The sequence below is a fragment of the Streptomyces sp. NPDC034670 genome (assembly GCF_055574875.1).
The window spans coordinates 27,354-41,210 of sequence record NZ_JBVITR010000059.1 but is presented as its reverse complement, the minus strand read 5'-3'; the positions used below and the strand labels follow the sequence as shown (position 1 = coordinate 41,210).

Here is a 13,857-nt window from a genome sequence, read left to right as displayed (position 1 = left end):
ACCCGCAGCACCTCCGCCCGGCCGCCCAGGTGCAGCAGCACGGGCGGCGGGTGGCCGGCGTTGGCGACGGTGATGCGGTGCGCGACCGGGTCGTACACGGCGTAGAGGCAGGTCGCGATGCAGTCGGTACCGAGCCGCTGGGCCTGCTCGTCGAGGTGGTGCAGCACCTCCTGCGGCGGCAGGTCCAGGCCGGCCAGGGTCTGCATGGTGGTGCGCAGCTGGCCCATGAGTGCCGCCGACGTCATGGAGTGGCCCATGACGTCCCCGACGACCAGCGCGACCCGGCCTCCGGGCAGCGGGATCGCGTCGTACCAGTCGCCGCCGACGCGAGCCGTCTCGGCGGCCGGCAGGTAGCGGGAGGCCAGCCGGATGCCCGTGGTCGCCGGCAAGGTCTGCGGCAGCATCCTGCGCTGCAGCTCGTCCGCGATGTACGCCTCGCGCCCGTACAGCACCGTCCTGTCCACGCCGAGCGCGCTGTGCGTGGCGAGCTGCGCGGCGACCAGCAGGTCGTCGTCCTCGAAGGGGGTGCGCTCCGGACCGCGCAGGAACAGCGCGGCGCCGATCACCCGCCGCTGCCCGCGCAGCGGCGCGAGGATCGTGTGTCCCCCGGCCGGCACCGGGAGGACACCACCACCGAGCAACTCGCTCAGAGCGGCCCGGGCCGCGGGACCGTCCGCGAAGACGGGCCGCACCCCGCGCAACACCTCGGAGAGGGCACTGCCCGGGCGCACCTCGCACAGTTCCGCGATCGACGGCAGCGGTTCGGCCGGCTCGCCTCGGCGCAGCCGCAGCACCAGCGGACGGGCGGGCCGCTCGTCACCGACCGGCAGGGGCTCACGGAGGTAGACGAGGACGGTGTCCGCGAACGTCGGCACCGTGGTCCGGCACAGCCCCATCACGATCTCGTCGAGGTCCATGCCGCGGGCGATCCGCCGGGTCGCCGCGCCTATGTAGCGCAAGCGATCAGCTGACAGGCGCGGTGATCCGGTGACGGGAGAAAGCGCGGCGGAGCCGGCCGGCGGATTGTCCGGGGTTGTTCGGGACAACCCCGGCGCGGTCCCGGCTGCCCGCGGAGGAACCCGCGCTTCGGGAAGGCGCTGCACCTGCCCGGCAACGATCCTCGTCGCAGGGGTCTCATCAGGAGCGGAGGCCGTCGACGTCCGGTAGCCCACGTCGTCGGCGGCCTGTTGAACGGCGTCGTGCTCCTCGTCCAGCACAGCACGCGCCTTCTCCAGGGCGAGATCGACGTCGTCGAGAGCCGCGTCGTCGTCAGGGACCGCTCGCAAGCCGGGCTGAGGGACCCGTGGGGTCAGGTCCTGCACGAGGCCGTGCTCGTCGTCTCCCATCCATTCCCGCAGCGCGGCGAGTTCGGCTTCCAGGCTCTGGATGCGGCGGGCCGCATGGTCGGCGACCTGCTGGGCGGTGTCCCGCTCCCGCTCGGCACGCGCCAGTTGCTGGCGCAAGTCGGTCTGCTGCCGCTGCGCGCGGGACAGGCGCAGCTCCAGGGTCGCGTGGGCCTCCGGATGGTTCGGTGGCAACGTCTGCAGGGCATCGACCCGGCGTTTCAGTTCCGACACCTTCGCCTGTGCCTGGCCGAGCATGGCGAACAGAAGCGTGGCGATCTGAAGTGCCTGGTTCCGGCTGCGCTCGCTGGCCTCGTAGGCGTGCCGGACGACCTGCAGTTCCTGATAGACCTCGATGGTGCGGTCCTTGGCCGCCAGCAGTTCGTGGGCGAGCGCCAGCTCCTGTGTGCCTTCCGTGAGTGGTGTCGGGCTGGCGTGGGCCCGGTCCCATAACTCCCGTGCCGTCTGCAGGCGCCGTCCGGCGCGGTCGACCGGTTCGTCGGGGAAGCAGACGTCGGCCACGGCTTCGACCAGGTCCCATGTCAGCGCCTCACCGGACAACAGGTCGCGCAGTCGGCGCAGTTCGGGCACGACCCCGGCCACGAAGTGGTCCGGTGTGAGCCGCTGGTGGAGCTGCCTCACCGAGATCGAGGTCTCGTCCAGCCAGGACCGTACGTGCTCGACCAGTCGGTTGATCTCCGCGCACGACCCCCGCGGTGGTGCCCACGGCCGACCCGGCCGTTTCCCTGTGCCGCCCACGCGCCCTCCCGCTCGGTTGTCCACCGGACAACCCCCTGTTGTCACCGGAGAACATTCAACCGGCCCACCAGCGGGTTCTACTCGGGATCGGCGTAATCCCTCCCGGGCGGAACATCATCAAGGCGGTGCACTCGTGAACCACGGCTCCACAGCGTTCCTGCTTCTCGTCCTGGCGGTGGTCGTCCTGTTCGCCACGATTGCCGCGGTGATCGCATTCGGCCTGGCCCGCTGGGAAGGAGTCGCCATTCCCGCGGCCCTCTCTCGCAGTGGTGCCGCCTTCGCGGCAGCCCTCACCTTGTGCCTCGCCGTCCTCGCAACCCTGGGTCGGTAGACCTGTCGCTCCGCGGCCGACCGGGCCGAAGGACCGCGCGTCGCGTACTGCGCCGCACAGGGCGGCGATTCACGTCCCCGGCAGCGGACGCGAGCAGGCAGCCGGGCGGGGACGGACGGGAGACGGGCCCCTTCGCCCCCGGAACCGGAAGCGACGGCCGGCGGTCCGAAGTCGCGCAGGCCTTGTGGGTTCTGGCCGCGTCCCTCAGCGGGCGGCCTCGTGCTCCTGGAACACATCGAAGCGACACGCCGATGGCCGTGGGGGCCCTCCCGGACCGCCGCCGGAACACGGTTGCCGACCGTGTGTCCGACGGCGTGCCCCGGAAACCGGGTCGGCGTCAGCCCCGCTGCACCGCCGCGCCGTCCCTGCTCCGCCGGCCGGCGGGACGCTTCGCGCCGTTCGGCCACAGGCGGGGCCTCCGTTTCGCCGCGAGGTCCTCGACCCAGCCGACCGCGAGGACGGTCAGGCCGATGAGCGGCCAGACGAGGGCGAACATCCAGAGCGTGTACGTGCCGCTGATCGCCTCCGCCCCGCGCTCGCTCTGCATGAAAGGGATCCGGTACAGCAGGTTGATGATCGGCACCGTCGCCATGATCAGCAGGTTGTGCCACAGGTAGATGGTGACCGCCCGGTTGTTGGAGAGGGTCACCAGCCGGTCCCACCTCGCCAGGCGTCCCGGGAGCTCCCGCCACGACGGGGAGTACTGGAGCAGGATCACGACGAAGCCGAACGACCAGGTGGCCTGGGCCAGCGGGATCTCGTTGAGGTTCCAGCCGTCGGCGCCGAGGTGGTTCGAGGCCCACCACAGGCCGAAGGCCATCACCAGGGACGCGCAGGAGACGGAGACGTACCGCGGGATCCGCTGCAGCATCCCCTCCTGGTGGGCGAAGCCCAGCACCCAGCAGCTGCCGTAGACGGCGAAGTCGGTGACCGCGTTGCCGGTTTCCCCGGGGATGTCCACCAGGCCCGTGCCGACGACCGCCGTCAGGCCCATCGGGGCGAGCAGCGTCGGCCAGGGCGCCCGGCGGAACAGCCGGAGCAGCAGCGGGGAGGCGAGGACGAACCACAGGTAGGCGCGCAGGTACCACAGCGGCCCCGCGGCCTGCATCGCCCAGGAGCTCTCGAACGGGCCCAGGGAGCCGGCGTCCCACGGGTAGGGCGGGGCACCGAACGGGACGAGGTAGTTGACCAGCTCGACCAGGCCCCAGCCGTCCTGGCCCGGATCCTTCGCCGGGTTCCAGCCGCTCGCGAACAGCATCGCCAGCATGACGGCGGAGAACGCCCACAGCGGCGGCAGGAGACGGCGGATGCGGCTGCGGATCACGCTCGTCGCCGGACGCTTCAGCGAGCGCGCCATCAGCGAGCCCGCCAGCGCGAACATCACGCCCATCGACGGGAACAGCACCGTCAGCCAGGCCCAGCCGAAGAGGTGGTAGGCCACGACGCGGACCAGGGCGACGGAGCGCAGCAGGTCGAGGTACCGGTCGCGGCCCGGCCTCGCGGGCGCGGCCGGGGCGGCGGCCGGATCCGGTGCGGCCGCCGGGGCGGGTCCGGCCGTGCGCTGTCGCGGGAGGGCGCGGGGGCCGTCCGGGGTGCCGTGCGCGTCCCCCGCGTACGGCACGCCCGCACCCCCGTGCGCGCCTCCCGCGTACGGGGGCCCGTACGGGCCGGCCTGCGGTTCCGGGCTCGTCCCCGTACCGGTCGCGTGTCCGTGGGTCATGCCACGGGCCTCCGATCGTCGCTGCTCCGCGAACGCTGGCGCGGCACGGCGCCGACGGGCGCCTCGACCACACCCGTGCGCCGCAGCTTCTGCCAGCGCAGGCGGCCGCCGGTGAGGGCGGTGATCCAGGACTGGAGCAGCACCACGTACATGAGCTGGCGGTAGAGGATCTGCTGCAGCGGCAGCGAGATGAGGTGGGTCATGCGTTCGCGGTCGAGGTGGAAGGCGTAGGCCGCGCAGACCGCCTGGACGGCCAGGACGCCCAGCCACGCCAGGATCGTCTTCTCGGTCGGGCCGAAGACGATGCCGTAGAGCAGGAAGACGTCGATCAGCGGGGCCAGCAGCGGGGCCACGATCATGAAGAGGGAGACGAAGGGCAGGCCCACGCGCCCGAAGCGGCCCGAGGGGCCCTTCTCGATCACGGCGCGGCGGTGCTTCCAGATGGCCTGCATGGTGCCGTACGACCAGCGGTAGCGCTGGGACCACAGCTGCTGGACCGTCTCCGGCGCCTCGGTCCAGGCGCGGGCGTTCTCGGCGTAGACCACGCGCCAGCCGGCGCGGTGCAGCGCCATGGTGACGTCGGTGTCCTCGGCGAGCGTGTCGTCGCTCATGCCGCCGATCGGTTCGAGGGCCGAGCGCCGGAAGGCGCCCACGGCGCCCGGGATGGTCGGCATGCAGCGCAGGATGTCGTACATCCGGCGGTCCAGGTTGAAGCCCATCACGTACTCGATGTGCTGCCAGGCGCCGATGAGGCTGTCCTTGTTGCCGACCTTCGCGTTGCCCGCCACGGCGCCCACCTCGGGGTCGCCGAAGGGCTGGACGAGTTCGCGGACGGTGGACGGTTCGAAGACCGTGTCGCCGTCCATCATCACCACGATGTCGTGGCGGGCGTTGGCCAGGCCGCGGTTGAGCGCCGCCGGCTTGCCCGCGTTGAGCTGGCGGATGACCCGCACGTCGGGCAGGCCCATGGCCTCGACGATGCGGGCGGTGCCGTCGGTGGACCCGTCGTCGATGACGAGGATCTCGATCGGGTGGTCGGAGGCCGTCAGCGAGCGGACGGTGTTCTCGATGCACTTGGCCTCGTTGTACGCCGGCACCAGCACCGTCACCGGTTCGGTGACCGGCGGGCCCCAGCGGAAGTCCCTGCGGCGGACCCGGCGGGCGTGGGCGCCGGAGAGCAGGAGCATCAGCGCGAAGCGGCCGATGACCAGGGTGCCGATGATCGCCAGCCCCACCACCAGGACACCGGTGATCTTCTCCGAGGCCTGGACCAGGAAGATCCACGCCTTGCCCTTCCACAGGTCGACGCCGGTGACCTCGCTGTGCGCGCTGGGCGCGTCCAGGGCCTCGGTGAGGTTGTCGAACTCGTAGCCCTGCTTCTTCAGGTCGGGCAGGAACCGGTCCAGGGCCGCGACGGTCTGGCTGCGGTCGCCGCCGGAGTCGTGCATCAGGACGATGGCGCCCTTGCCGTCCTCGGGGGTGGCCCGGCGGATGATCTCGTCGACGCCGGGCCGCTTCCAGTCCTCGCTGTCGGTGTTGTTGACGACGGTGAGGTACCCGCGGCTGCCGATGTACTGGGCGACCGGCCAGGTCTTGTTGTCCATGGCGGCGGCGAAGGAGGAGTACGGCGGGCGGAAGAGCGAGGTGCGGATGCCGGCCGCGCCGGTGATCGCCAGCTGGTTCTGCGACAGCTCCCAGTCGATGCGCTCCGTGGACTGGAGGGCGAGGTCGGGGTGGTTGAAGGTGTGCAGGCCGATCTCGTGCCCCTCGTCGACCATGCGCTGGACGAGGTCCGGGTGGCGGGAGGCCATGGTGCCGGTGACGAAGAAGACCGCGTGCGCGTCGTGCTTCTTCAGCACGTCCAGCACCCTCGGCGTCCAGACCGGGTCCGGGCCGTCGTCGAAGGTGAGGACCAGGCGGCGGTCGGGCACGCTCAGGGTCTCGGCGCGGCCGGCGCGGGCGTCGATGACCGGCCCGCCCTCGAGGATCTCCTTCGGGACCTCGGTGGTGGGGGCGGGCTTCCCGACGCGGTGGTCGGCGAGGATCTCGCTGTGCACGTAGCCGCGCAGCATGAGCATCGCCGCCAGGGCGACGAGGACGAGCAGCGGGAGCAGCAGCCGCAGGGGCACGCGGCGGCGGAGACCGCCGCGGGCCGGACGCGCGGCCCCGCGGCGGGAGGTGCGGGATGCCATCAGAGGACGTTCTCCGGGGAGGGTGCGACGGGGGCGGCGGACGGCTCCGCCTGCCCGACGGGGCCGGCGGGAGCGCCGGCGAGGTTGTCGGTGTCGGCGCCGTCGTCCGCGGGGGCGGTCGTCCCGGGAACGGGGTCGTCCGTCTCGGCCGGGTCGGGGGCCTGCGTGGTCGGGGTCTCGACCGGAGCCGTGGGGGTGGCGTCGCCGCCGGTGCCGGGTTCCGCGGTGTTCCGCCGGGTCGGCGTCGGCGCCGGGCCCGAGGTCGTGCCCGGCCCGTCCGCGGTGCCGGTCGTGCCGGTGGTGCCGGCGGCGGGGGCGGTGGCGGCGGGCTCGGGGAGCACGGGGACGCCGGTGGTCGGCGTGCCGCCCGGGAGGGGGCCGGTGCCGGGGCCGGGGGCGTCGTCCGCCTCCTCGGGCTGCGGCGAGGTCTCGGCCTTCCCCTCGGGCTGCTCCTGCTGCTGGCCGGGGACGGGCATCCAGGGGGCGTCGGAGTTGCCGGACAGCAGCGTGGCGACCATGACGACGGCGTACGCCGCGCAGGCGAGGCCGACGGCCAGGCCTATCCGGCGGTAGAGGCGGTTGCGGCGGCCGGACTCGTCGACGAACACGGGACCGGCGGCGACGCCCTGCTCCCCGCCCGCCCGGCCCGGGGTCCGGTGCAGCACACCGCCGTCCCCGAACTGCACGGCGTCGAGCTGGACCGTCACCTCGTGCGGGTCGACCGTCGCTTCGTCCGGGTCGTGGGGGGCCGCGGCGGGCGCGGCGGCCTCCTCCCGCCAGGGGTCACGGACGGGAGGACGGACCCCTGGCGGGGAGAAGGGCCGTGTCGCCTCGTCGTCGGGGCCGCCGGTCCGGGGGCGGGGGACCCGCAGGGCCGTGGTGCGCTCGGCGTCCCACGGACCGTCCGCACGTCCGGCGGCCGGGGCCGCGGTCCTCGTCCGCCGCGTCCCCCCGGGCGGTTCCGCCCCGTCCGGCGCCGCGAGGGCGCGGGCACCGCCGGGCCGGGCGGCGGGGTCCGTACGGCGGGGGAGTCCGCTCAGGAGCTCGGTCCTGTCGTTGCCGGAGGGAGAGCTCCCGGTGCGGGTCCCGTGGTCGCCGGCCGGACCGGCGCCGGCTCCGGAAGGCCCGGCGGCGCCCTTCACACCGGGTCCGGCGGGGTCGACCGGTCCGGGGAGGATCCGCGTGTCACCCCGGTCCCGGTCCTCGTCGTCCCCCGGGAGTCCCGTGCCCGCCCACGCGGCCACGGACCGTTCCGGTTGGGCGTCTTCTCGCCACTTCTCCACACGCACGCACTTCCCCCCACGGGACGGTTGCGGGTGCGCATACGACCCGAGCACTCGCCGCCGGACCGGGCCCCCACCCGTTCCGAGCGCCCCGTCTACCACACACTGCTCGGGCAACGAATGTAGCGCACGTGGGGAGCGGGTGTTTGCCGTGTGCCCTTCCCGGGCGGCGGTGAGACGTCGCACAGCCGTCGTCACGGTCGGATCGCCCGGCCGAAACCCGTCCCCCGGCACGGGACCCGTCCGCCGCGGTGCCGGCCGGTTCCCGGCTCCGGCGCACACCGCCCCGGCGGCCCTGTTCGGGCGGCCGAACCGCTTTCCGTCCGAGCCGTCGAACCGCTCCATGGATTCCCGCACGCACCATTGACGGCCTCGGAACCCGCCCCTACCTTCACCCGTCGAAGCGCTTCGATTCCGCTTCGATGCCACCGCGGAGCCGCCCGGCCGCGCCCCGGCCGCGTCCCCGCCCGCGCTTCGGCGGGCGCCGCGGCACCCCCTTCGGCATCCCCCACGGACAGTGCCAGGTGAGGACCCCCGATGGTGAAGATCACGGATGTGGCACGGCGCGCCGGGGTCTCCCCGAGCACGGTCTCCTACGCGCTCAGCGGCAAGCGCCCGATCTCCGACGCCACCCGGCGGCGCGTCCAGGCCGCCGTCCGCGAGCTGGGCTACCGCCCGTACGCCGCCCGTCCGCCGGCCGCCCACCGGTCGAAGGTGCTGGCCCTCGCGGTCCCGCTGCACTCCGGCGTCCACGTGCCGGTGGTCGCGCGGTTCGCGGTGTCGGTGGCCACCGCCGCCCGCGCCCACGACCACGACGTGCTGCTGCTCACCCAGGACGAGGGCGAGGAGGGGCTCCGGCGCGCCGCGGACGCAGGACTGGCGGACGCGGTGGTGGTGATGGACGTGCGGCTCCAGGACCCCCGGCTGCCGTTGCTGCACGCGCTGCCCCTGCCGTCCGTGCTGATCGGCGTGCCCGCCGAGCCGGAGGGGCTGACCTGCGTCGATCTGGACTTCCGGGCGGCCGGTGAGCTGTGCGTGGACCACCTGGCGCGGCTCGGCCACCGGACGGTGGCGCTGGTCGGCCCGCCGCCGGAGGTGTACGTGCGGCGGACCGCGTTCGCGCGGCGGCTCGTGCAGGGCTTCACGTCCGCCGCCGACCGGCACCGGATCGCCTCCGCCGTGTACCCGTGCGGGACGGACCGCGGCGCGGCCCGCGCGGTCGCCGAACGGCTGCTGCGCGAGCATCCCGCGCTGACCGGGGTGGTGGTGCACAACGAACCGCTGCTCGATCCGCTGATCGACGCCTTCGGGCGGCTCGGCCTGCGCGTCCCCGAGGACCTGTCCCTCACCGCCGTCTGCCCCTCCCCCGTCGCGGCCTCCGCCCGCGTCCCGGTCACCTCGGTCGCCGTGCCGTCCGCGGAGCTGGGCACGCGCGCGGTGCACCTGCTGCTGCGGAAGCTGTCCGGCCTCCCGGTGCCGCAGCACACCCTGCTGCCGCCCCGCCTGACGGAACGGGCGAGCACGGCGGCGCGGGCGGACGCATGACGGGAGACCGGCATGACACAGGCCCCGCCGCTGCTGCGACGGGGCCTGTGCCCACATGGGAATTGTGGAGATGGCGGGAATCGAACCCGCGTCCAACGGTGCGGAACCAGGGCTTCTCCGTGTGCAGTCGGCTGTGCTTTTCTCGGCCCCGGAGATCACGCCGACAAGTCTCCGACGGGCCCAGTCACTGTGTGGTTTCCCTCTTCACCCCGTGACCGGGATCAAGGTTTAGTTCCCTAGATGATGCCAGGATCCGGGTCGGGAACACCCCCGGGCTGACACTCCCTTTAAGTAGGGGAGCCGCTGCTCGCTACCTGAAGATCAGGCAGCGAGGGCGAGCTCGCCCTGGGAGATGGATCGCTTGGAATTGGCGATTATTTTTTTCGGCCTGTGGTTTACGAGATCATGGCCGCTTCCTCGACACGCTTCCCCTGCTTCGACAGCCGCTGTCGAAACCGATCATCCCCATGTTGATTTCTCAAGGTGCGCACCCGCTGCGGGGTGCTGGTGGCACCCGCCGCGAGGTGCTGGCGCCATCGTACGTGACCAACGCCCGACGATGCCACCGTATTCCCGGCGGGCCTCCCGCCGTCCCCCGGCGGATCGCCCCGCCGCGGTACCCGGTCCAACGCCGCCCGGCGCCGGGGTGTTCCCGCTCAGGCCCGCTGCTTCCTGCGGACCGCCGACATCGCCCGCTCGGCCTCGCGCCGGTCCTGCTTCTCCCGCAGCGTCTGGCGCTTGTCGTACTCCTTCTTGCCCTTGGCCAGCGCGATCTCGACCTTCGCCCGGCCGTCCTTGAAGTACAGGGCGAGCGGCACGATGGTGTGGCCCGTCTCCTGGGCCTTGGACTCCAGCTTGTCGATCTCCTCCCGGTGCAGCAGCAGCTTGCGCTTGCGCCGGGCGCTGTGGTTGGTCCAGGTGCCCTGGCTGTACTCCGGTACGTGCACGTTGTGCAGCCACGCCTCGTGGTCGGTCAGCTGGACGAAGCCGTCCACCAGTGACGCCCTGCCCTGACGCAGCGACTTCACCTCGGTCCCGGTGAGGACCAGGCCGGCCTCGTAGGTGTCGATGATGAGGTAGTCGTGCCGCGCCTTCTTGTTCTGCGCGATCAGCTTGCGCCCTTTTTCCTTAGCCATAGTGCGGCCCATTTTCGCACTACGGAGGGGGTGCGGGGGAAGCCGATTACCGCCCCGGCGCGGCGGCGGCGCGCTGCCGGCCCAGTCCGCTCAGGACCGTCTCGGCCCGCTGGAGCGCCTCCGCGTCGGCCTCGACGTCGGGGACGATGCCGCGGCCGTCGACGCTCCGGCCGGAGGGGGTGCGGTAGTGGCCGACGGTCAGCTCGGCGACCGAGCCGTCGGGCAGCGGGGCCGGCATCTGGACCGATCCCTTGCCGAAGGTGCGGGAGCCCACGACGACGGCCCGCCCGCGGTCCCGCAGGGCCCCGGTCAGGAGTTCGGCCGCGCTCATCGTCCCGCCGTCGACGAGCGCGACCAGGGGCCTGGTGGTGTCGCCGCCGGGCTCGGCGTGCAGGGCGCGCTGCTCGCCCCCGACGTCGTAGGTGGCGACCAGGCCGCCGTCGAGGAAGGCGGAGGCGGCGGTGACGGCCTCGGTGACCAGGCCGCCGGAGTTGCCGCGCAGGTCGAGGACGATCCCGGCGCCGGCCGGGGCCCGCCGCACGGCGGTGCGGACCTCGTCGCCGGAGCCCTTGGTGAAGGCGGCGACCTCGACGACGGTGATCCGGCCGGTGTGCTCGCGGACGGTCACCGTGTCGCGGGACAACCGGGTCCGGCGCAGGGTCTCGCTCCACACGCGGGTGCCGCGCTCCAGACCGAGGCGGACGGTGGTGCCGGCGGAGGCGCCGGTGCCGCTCCCGCGCAGCAGGGAGACGACCTCGGTGACGGGGCGCCCGTCGGTCCTCTCCCCGTCGACGCTGCGCAGCCGGTCGCCCGCGCGGATCCCGGCGCCGGCGGCGGGGGTGCCGCCGCCGACCTTCGTCACCTCGATCCGGCCGTCCCGCTCCCGGACCCACAGGCCGACACCGGTGTAGTGGCCGTCCAGGGCGTCCTCGACCTCCTCGTACTCCTCCGGGGAGTAGACGGCGGCCCAGCGGTCACCGCTGCGGCTGACGGCGCGCTCGGCGGCCTTCATGGGGGACGCGCCGGCGGCCGCGGCCTCCTCGGCCGCCCTGGTGACGTCCACGGGGTGCCCGGCGGGCGCGGCGGGACGGGCCCGGTCGGCCGCGGTCCCCCGGCCGGACTGGGGCAGGCCGCCGGTGGCGGCGCCGGCGACGAGGACGCTCGCGAACACCAAGGTCAGGGCGGCCCCGCGGCGGATGCGGCGGATGCGGCGGGGCTGACAGAACGGGTCACGGCCTGACATGCCGGTGAGTCTAGGACAAGGCCGAGGGGCGCACGGCCGGTTGGCCGCACGCCCCTGTGGACAAGAGTCACACCTTCAGATACTTGCGCAGCGCGAAGAACGCCGCCAACGCGGGCATCAGCAGACTCGTGGCGAGGATGAGCGGCAGCTTCGTCAGCACCGCGTCCCAGCCGATGAAGTTGATCAGGTTCAGCTTCTCCGACAGGGCCAGTCCGTTGTCGATGATGAAGTACCGCGCGAGCACCAGGAATCCGCACGCGAGCGCGCCGCCGATGAGTCCGGCGACCGCGGCCTCCGCGATGAACGGCGCCTGGATGTAGAAGCCGGAGGCGCCGACCAGGCGCATGATCCCGGTCTCGCGGCGGCGGCTGAACGCCGAGACGCGCACCGTGTTCACGATCAGCATCAGGGCGACGACCAGCATGAGCGCCATCACCGCGCGGGCGGCCCAGTTCATGCCGTTCAGCAGGCCGAAGAGGTTGTCCAGGATGCCCTTCTGGTCCTGCACCGACTGCACGCCGTCGCGCCCGTCGAAGGCGGTCGCGATGACCTCGTACTTCTCCGGGTCCTTCAGCTTGATGCGGTACGACTCCTGCATCTGGTCCGGCGTGAGGGAACTGGCCAGCGGGGAGTCCCCGAACTGCTCCTTGTAGTGCTTGTACGCCTCGTCCTGCGACTCGTAGGTGACCGTGTCGACGACCGACATCTTCTCCAGGTCGGTCTTGATCTGGTTCTTCTGGTCCTCGGTCACCGCGCCCTTGGCGCAGTTGGGGTCGGACGCGGCGTCGCTCTTGTTGCACAGGAAGACGGAGACGTTGACCTTGTCGTACCAGTAGCCCTTCATGGTGTTGACCTGGTCGCTCATCAGGAGCGACCCGCCGAACAGGGCGAGCGACAGGGCGACGGAGACGACGACCGCGAAGGTCATCGTCAGATTGCGGCGGAGACCGACACCGATCTCCGACAGGACGAACTGGGCGCGCATGGCGGGTCCTTCAGGCCTTTCCGTGGACGCGATCGGGCGCGATCGGGAGGGTCAGTGCTGGTAGCCGTAGACGCCGCGCGCCTGGTCGCGGACGAGGCGGCCCTTCTCCAGCTCGATGACGCGCTTGCGCATCTGGTCCACGATGTTCTGGTCGTGCGTCGCCATCACCACGGTGGTGCCCGTCCGGTTGATGCGGTCGAGCAGCTTCATGATGCCGACGGAGGTCTGCGGGTCGAGGTTGCCGGTGGGCTCGTCGCAGATGAGCAGCTTGGGCCGGTTGACGAAGGCCCGCGCGATGGCGACGCGTTGCTGCTCACCGCCGGAGAGCTCACCGGGCATCCGGTCCTCCTTGCCGCCGAGGCCGACGAGGTCGAGCACCTGCGGCACGGACTTGCGGATCTCGCCGCGCGACTTGCCGATGACCTCCTGCGCGAAGGCGACGTTCTCGGCGACCGTCTTGTTCGGCAGCAGGCGGAAGTCCTGGAACACCGTCCCCAGCTGGCGCCGGATCTGCGGCACCTTCCAGTTGGAGACGCGTGCGAGGTCCTTGCCCAGGACGTGCACCTGCCCGTGGCTGGCCCGCTCCTCGCGGAGGATCAGCCGCAGGAAGGTGGACTTTCCGGAGCCGGAGGACCCCACGAGGAAGACGAACTCGCCCTTCTCCACCTCCAGGGTGACGTCCCTGAGGGCGGGGCGGTTCTGCTTGGGGTAGACCTTGGACACGTTGTCGAATCGGATCACGGATGCACCACGGGTAGCCGGGGGTAGATGAGCGTGACCTTACGCGAACCGGGAGGACGACCGCAGTCACCGTCGGGGGTTGCGCGACACTTGCGTCCTTTGTGACGGATGTACGGGGGTCACGGGAGGGTCCGCACGGCCCCGTCGCCGGGGCGGGACGCGGGGCCCGCGCCGATTGCCGCGGAACCTGGCACAGTGGAGGGGGAACGTTCACACGGTCGTGGGCGTTGTGTCGATGGAACCGGTGGGAGGAGGGCGAGCGCATGACGTACGACCGGCTGGTGTGCGCGAACTGCGCCGCGCCCGTGAGCGAGGGCCGGTGCCCGGTGTGCCGTGCGAACCGCGAGCGGCTGCAGCAGGAGAACTTCTTCGCGGGGCTGAACCCCATGGCGCTGATCGCGCTGCTGGCGGTGCTGGTCGCGGCGGTGGCGCTGCTCGCCCACCAGTCCGTCTGACGCGCTGCCCGACACCGGAGCGGGACGCACGAGGGGCCCGGGGGGGGGGGGGGGGGCGGGGCCCCCCCCCCCCATCCTCCCTTTCGGGGGTGAGGCGGTTGGGGCTATCACGGGCAGGGGGCGG

The 13,857-nt window shown here is 72.6% G+C and carries 11 protein-coding genes and 1 other RNA gene; 3 read left to right on the top strand and 9 right to left on the bottom strand.

All coding sequences use genetic code 11. From position 1 onward, the window contains the following. Positions 1-1,346, bottom strand: a 1,346-nt coding sequence (locus ACZ56B_RS28645; protein WP_468796597.1) for a PP2C family protein-serine/threonine phosphatase, incomplete at its 3' end; no start/stop codon positions are given. Between the two features lie 889 nt (positions 1,347-2,235). On the opposite strand from ACZ56B_RS28645, the gene ACZ56B_RS28640 reads away from it, so the two are divergent. After that, positions 2,236-2,433, top strand: coding sequence for a hypothetical protein (locus ACZ56B_RS28640; RefSeq protein ID WP_468796594.1), 198 nt, complete (start codon positions 2,236-2,238; stop codon positions 2,431-2,433). A gap of 337 nt (positions 2,434-2,770) precedes the next feature. Here ACZ56B_RS28640 and ACZ56B_RS28635 read toward each other — a convergent pair whose 3' ends face one another. The 3 genes from ACZ56B_RS28635 to ACZ56B_RS28625 are packed head-to-tail and all read right to left on the bottom strand — an operon-like array spanning position 2,771 to position 7,589. After that, positions 2,771-4,153, bottom strand: a complete 1,383-nt coding sequence (locus ACZ56B_RS28635) for an acyltransferase family protein (protein ID WP_468796591.1) — start codon at positions 4,151-4,153, stop codon at positions 2,771-2,773. Beyond that, positions 4,150-6,345, bottom strand: coding sequence for a polysaccharide deacetylase family protein (locus tag ACZ56B_RS28630; RefSeq protein ID WP_468796588.1), 2,196 nt, complete (start codon positions 6,343-6,345; stop codon positions 4,150-4,152). Before ACZ56B_RS28630 ends, ACZ56B_RS28635 begins: the two co-directional genes overlap by 4 nt. Continuing rightward, complete coding sequence (locus ACZ56B_RS28625) at positions 6,345-7,589, bottom strand: DNA polymerase III subunit gamma/tau domain-containing protein (RefSeq protein WP_468796585.1); 1,245 nt, start codon at positions 7,587-7,589, stop codon at positions 6,345-6,347. Before ACZ56B_RS28625 ends, ACZ56B_RS28630 begins: the two co-directional genes overlap by 1 nt. A gap of 576 nt (positions 7,590-8,165) precedes the next feature. On the opposite strand from ACZ56B_RS28625, the gene ACZ56B_RS28620 reads away from it, so the two are divergent. Next, the gene (locus tag ACZ56B_RS28620) at positions 8,166-9,173 is read left to right on the top strand and encodes a LacI family DNA-binding transcriptional regulator (protein WP_468796582.1); all 1,008 of its coding nucleotides are present in this window, start codon (positions 8,166-8,168) and stop codon (positions 9,171-9,173) included. 62 nt (positions 9,174-9,235) lie between these two features. Here ACZ56B_RS28620 and ssrA read toward each other — a convergent pair. The 5 genes from ssrA to ftsE all read right to left on the bottom strand — a co-directional run bounded on the left by ssrA (position 9,236) and on the right by ftsE (position 13,278). Continuing rightward, positions 9,236-9,640: a transfer-messenger RNA gene (gene ssrA / locus ACZ56B_RS28615) on the bottom strand. 189 nt (positions 9,641-9,829) lie between these two features. Continuing rightward, the gene (gene smpB, locus ACZ56B_RS28610; RefSeq protein WP_468796579.1) at positions 9,830-10,309 is read right to left on the bottom strand and encodes an SsrA-binding protein SmpB; all 480 of its coding nucleotides are present in this window, start codon (positions 10,307-10,309) and stop codon (positions 9,830-9,832) included. Positions 10,310-10,355: 46 nt separating this feature from the next. Continuing rightward, positions 10,356-11,552, bottom strand: a complete 1,197-nt coding sequence (locus ACZ56B_RS28605; protein ID WP_468796576.1) for a S41 family peptidase — start codon at positions 11,550-11,552, stop codon at positions 10,356-10,358. A gap of 67 nt (positions 11,553-11,619) precedes the next feature. Then, positions 11,620-12,537: a permease-like cell division protein FtsX gene (ftsX, locus tag ACZ56B_RS28600; RefSeq protein WP_468796573.1), complete on the bottom strand. Its 918-nt coding sequence runs from the start codon at positions 12,535-12,537 to the stop codon at positions 11,620-11,622. Positions 12,538-12,588: 51 nt separating this feature from the next. Further along, entirely contained in the window at positions 12,589-13,278 is a 690-nt protein-coding gene (gene ftsE / locus ACZ56B_RS28595) for a cell division ATP-binding protein FtsE (RefSeq protein ID WP_399980111.1), read from the bottom strand. Positions 13,279-13,541: 263 nt separating this feature from the next. On the opposite strand from ftsE, the gene ACZ56B_RS28590 reads away from it, so the two are divergent. Beyond that, positions 13,542-13,733, top strand: a complete 192-nt coding sequence (locus tag ACZ56B_RS28590) for a hypothetical protein (protein ID WP_468796569.1) — start codon at positions 13,542-13,544, stop codon at positions 13,731-13,733. Positions 13,734-13,857: the final 124 nt, after the last annotated feature.

Coding starts and splice junctions, on each gene's coding strand:
- ftsX (WP_468796573.1), bottom strand. CDS start 12,537: ATGCGCGCCCAGTTCGTCCTGTCGGAGATCGGTGTCGGTCTCCGCCGC.
- ACZ56B_RS28620 (WP_468796582.1), top strand. CDS start 8,166: ATGGTGAAGATCACGGATGTGGCACGGCGCGCCGGGGTCTCCCCGAGC.
- ACZ56B_RS28635 (WP_468796591.1), bottom strand. CDS start 4,153: ATGACCCACGGACACGCGACCGGTACGGGGACGAGCCCGGAACCGCAG.
- ACZ56B_RS28605 (WP_468796576.1), bottom strand. CDS start 11,552: ATGTCAGGCCGTGACCCGTTCTGTCAGCCCCGCCGCATCCGCCGCATC.
- ACZ56B_RS28590 (WP_468796569.1), top strand. CDS start 13,542: ATGACGTACGACCGGCTGGTGTGCGCGAACTGCGCCGCGCCCGTGAGC.
- smpB (WP_468796579.1), bottom strand. CDS start 10,309: ATGGCTAAGGAAAAAGGGCGCAAGCTGATCGCGCAGAACAAGAAGGCG.
- ACZ56B_RS28630 (WP_468796588.1), bottom strand. CDS start 6,345: ATGGCATCCCGCACCTCCCGCCGCGGGGCCGCGCGTCCGGCCCGCGGC.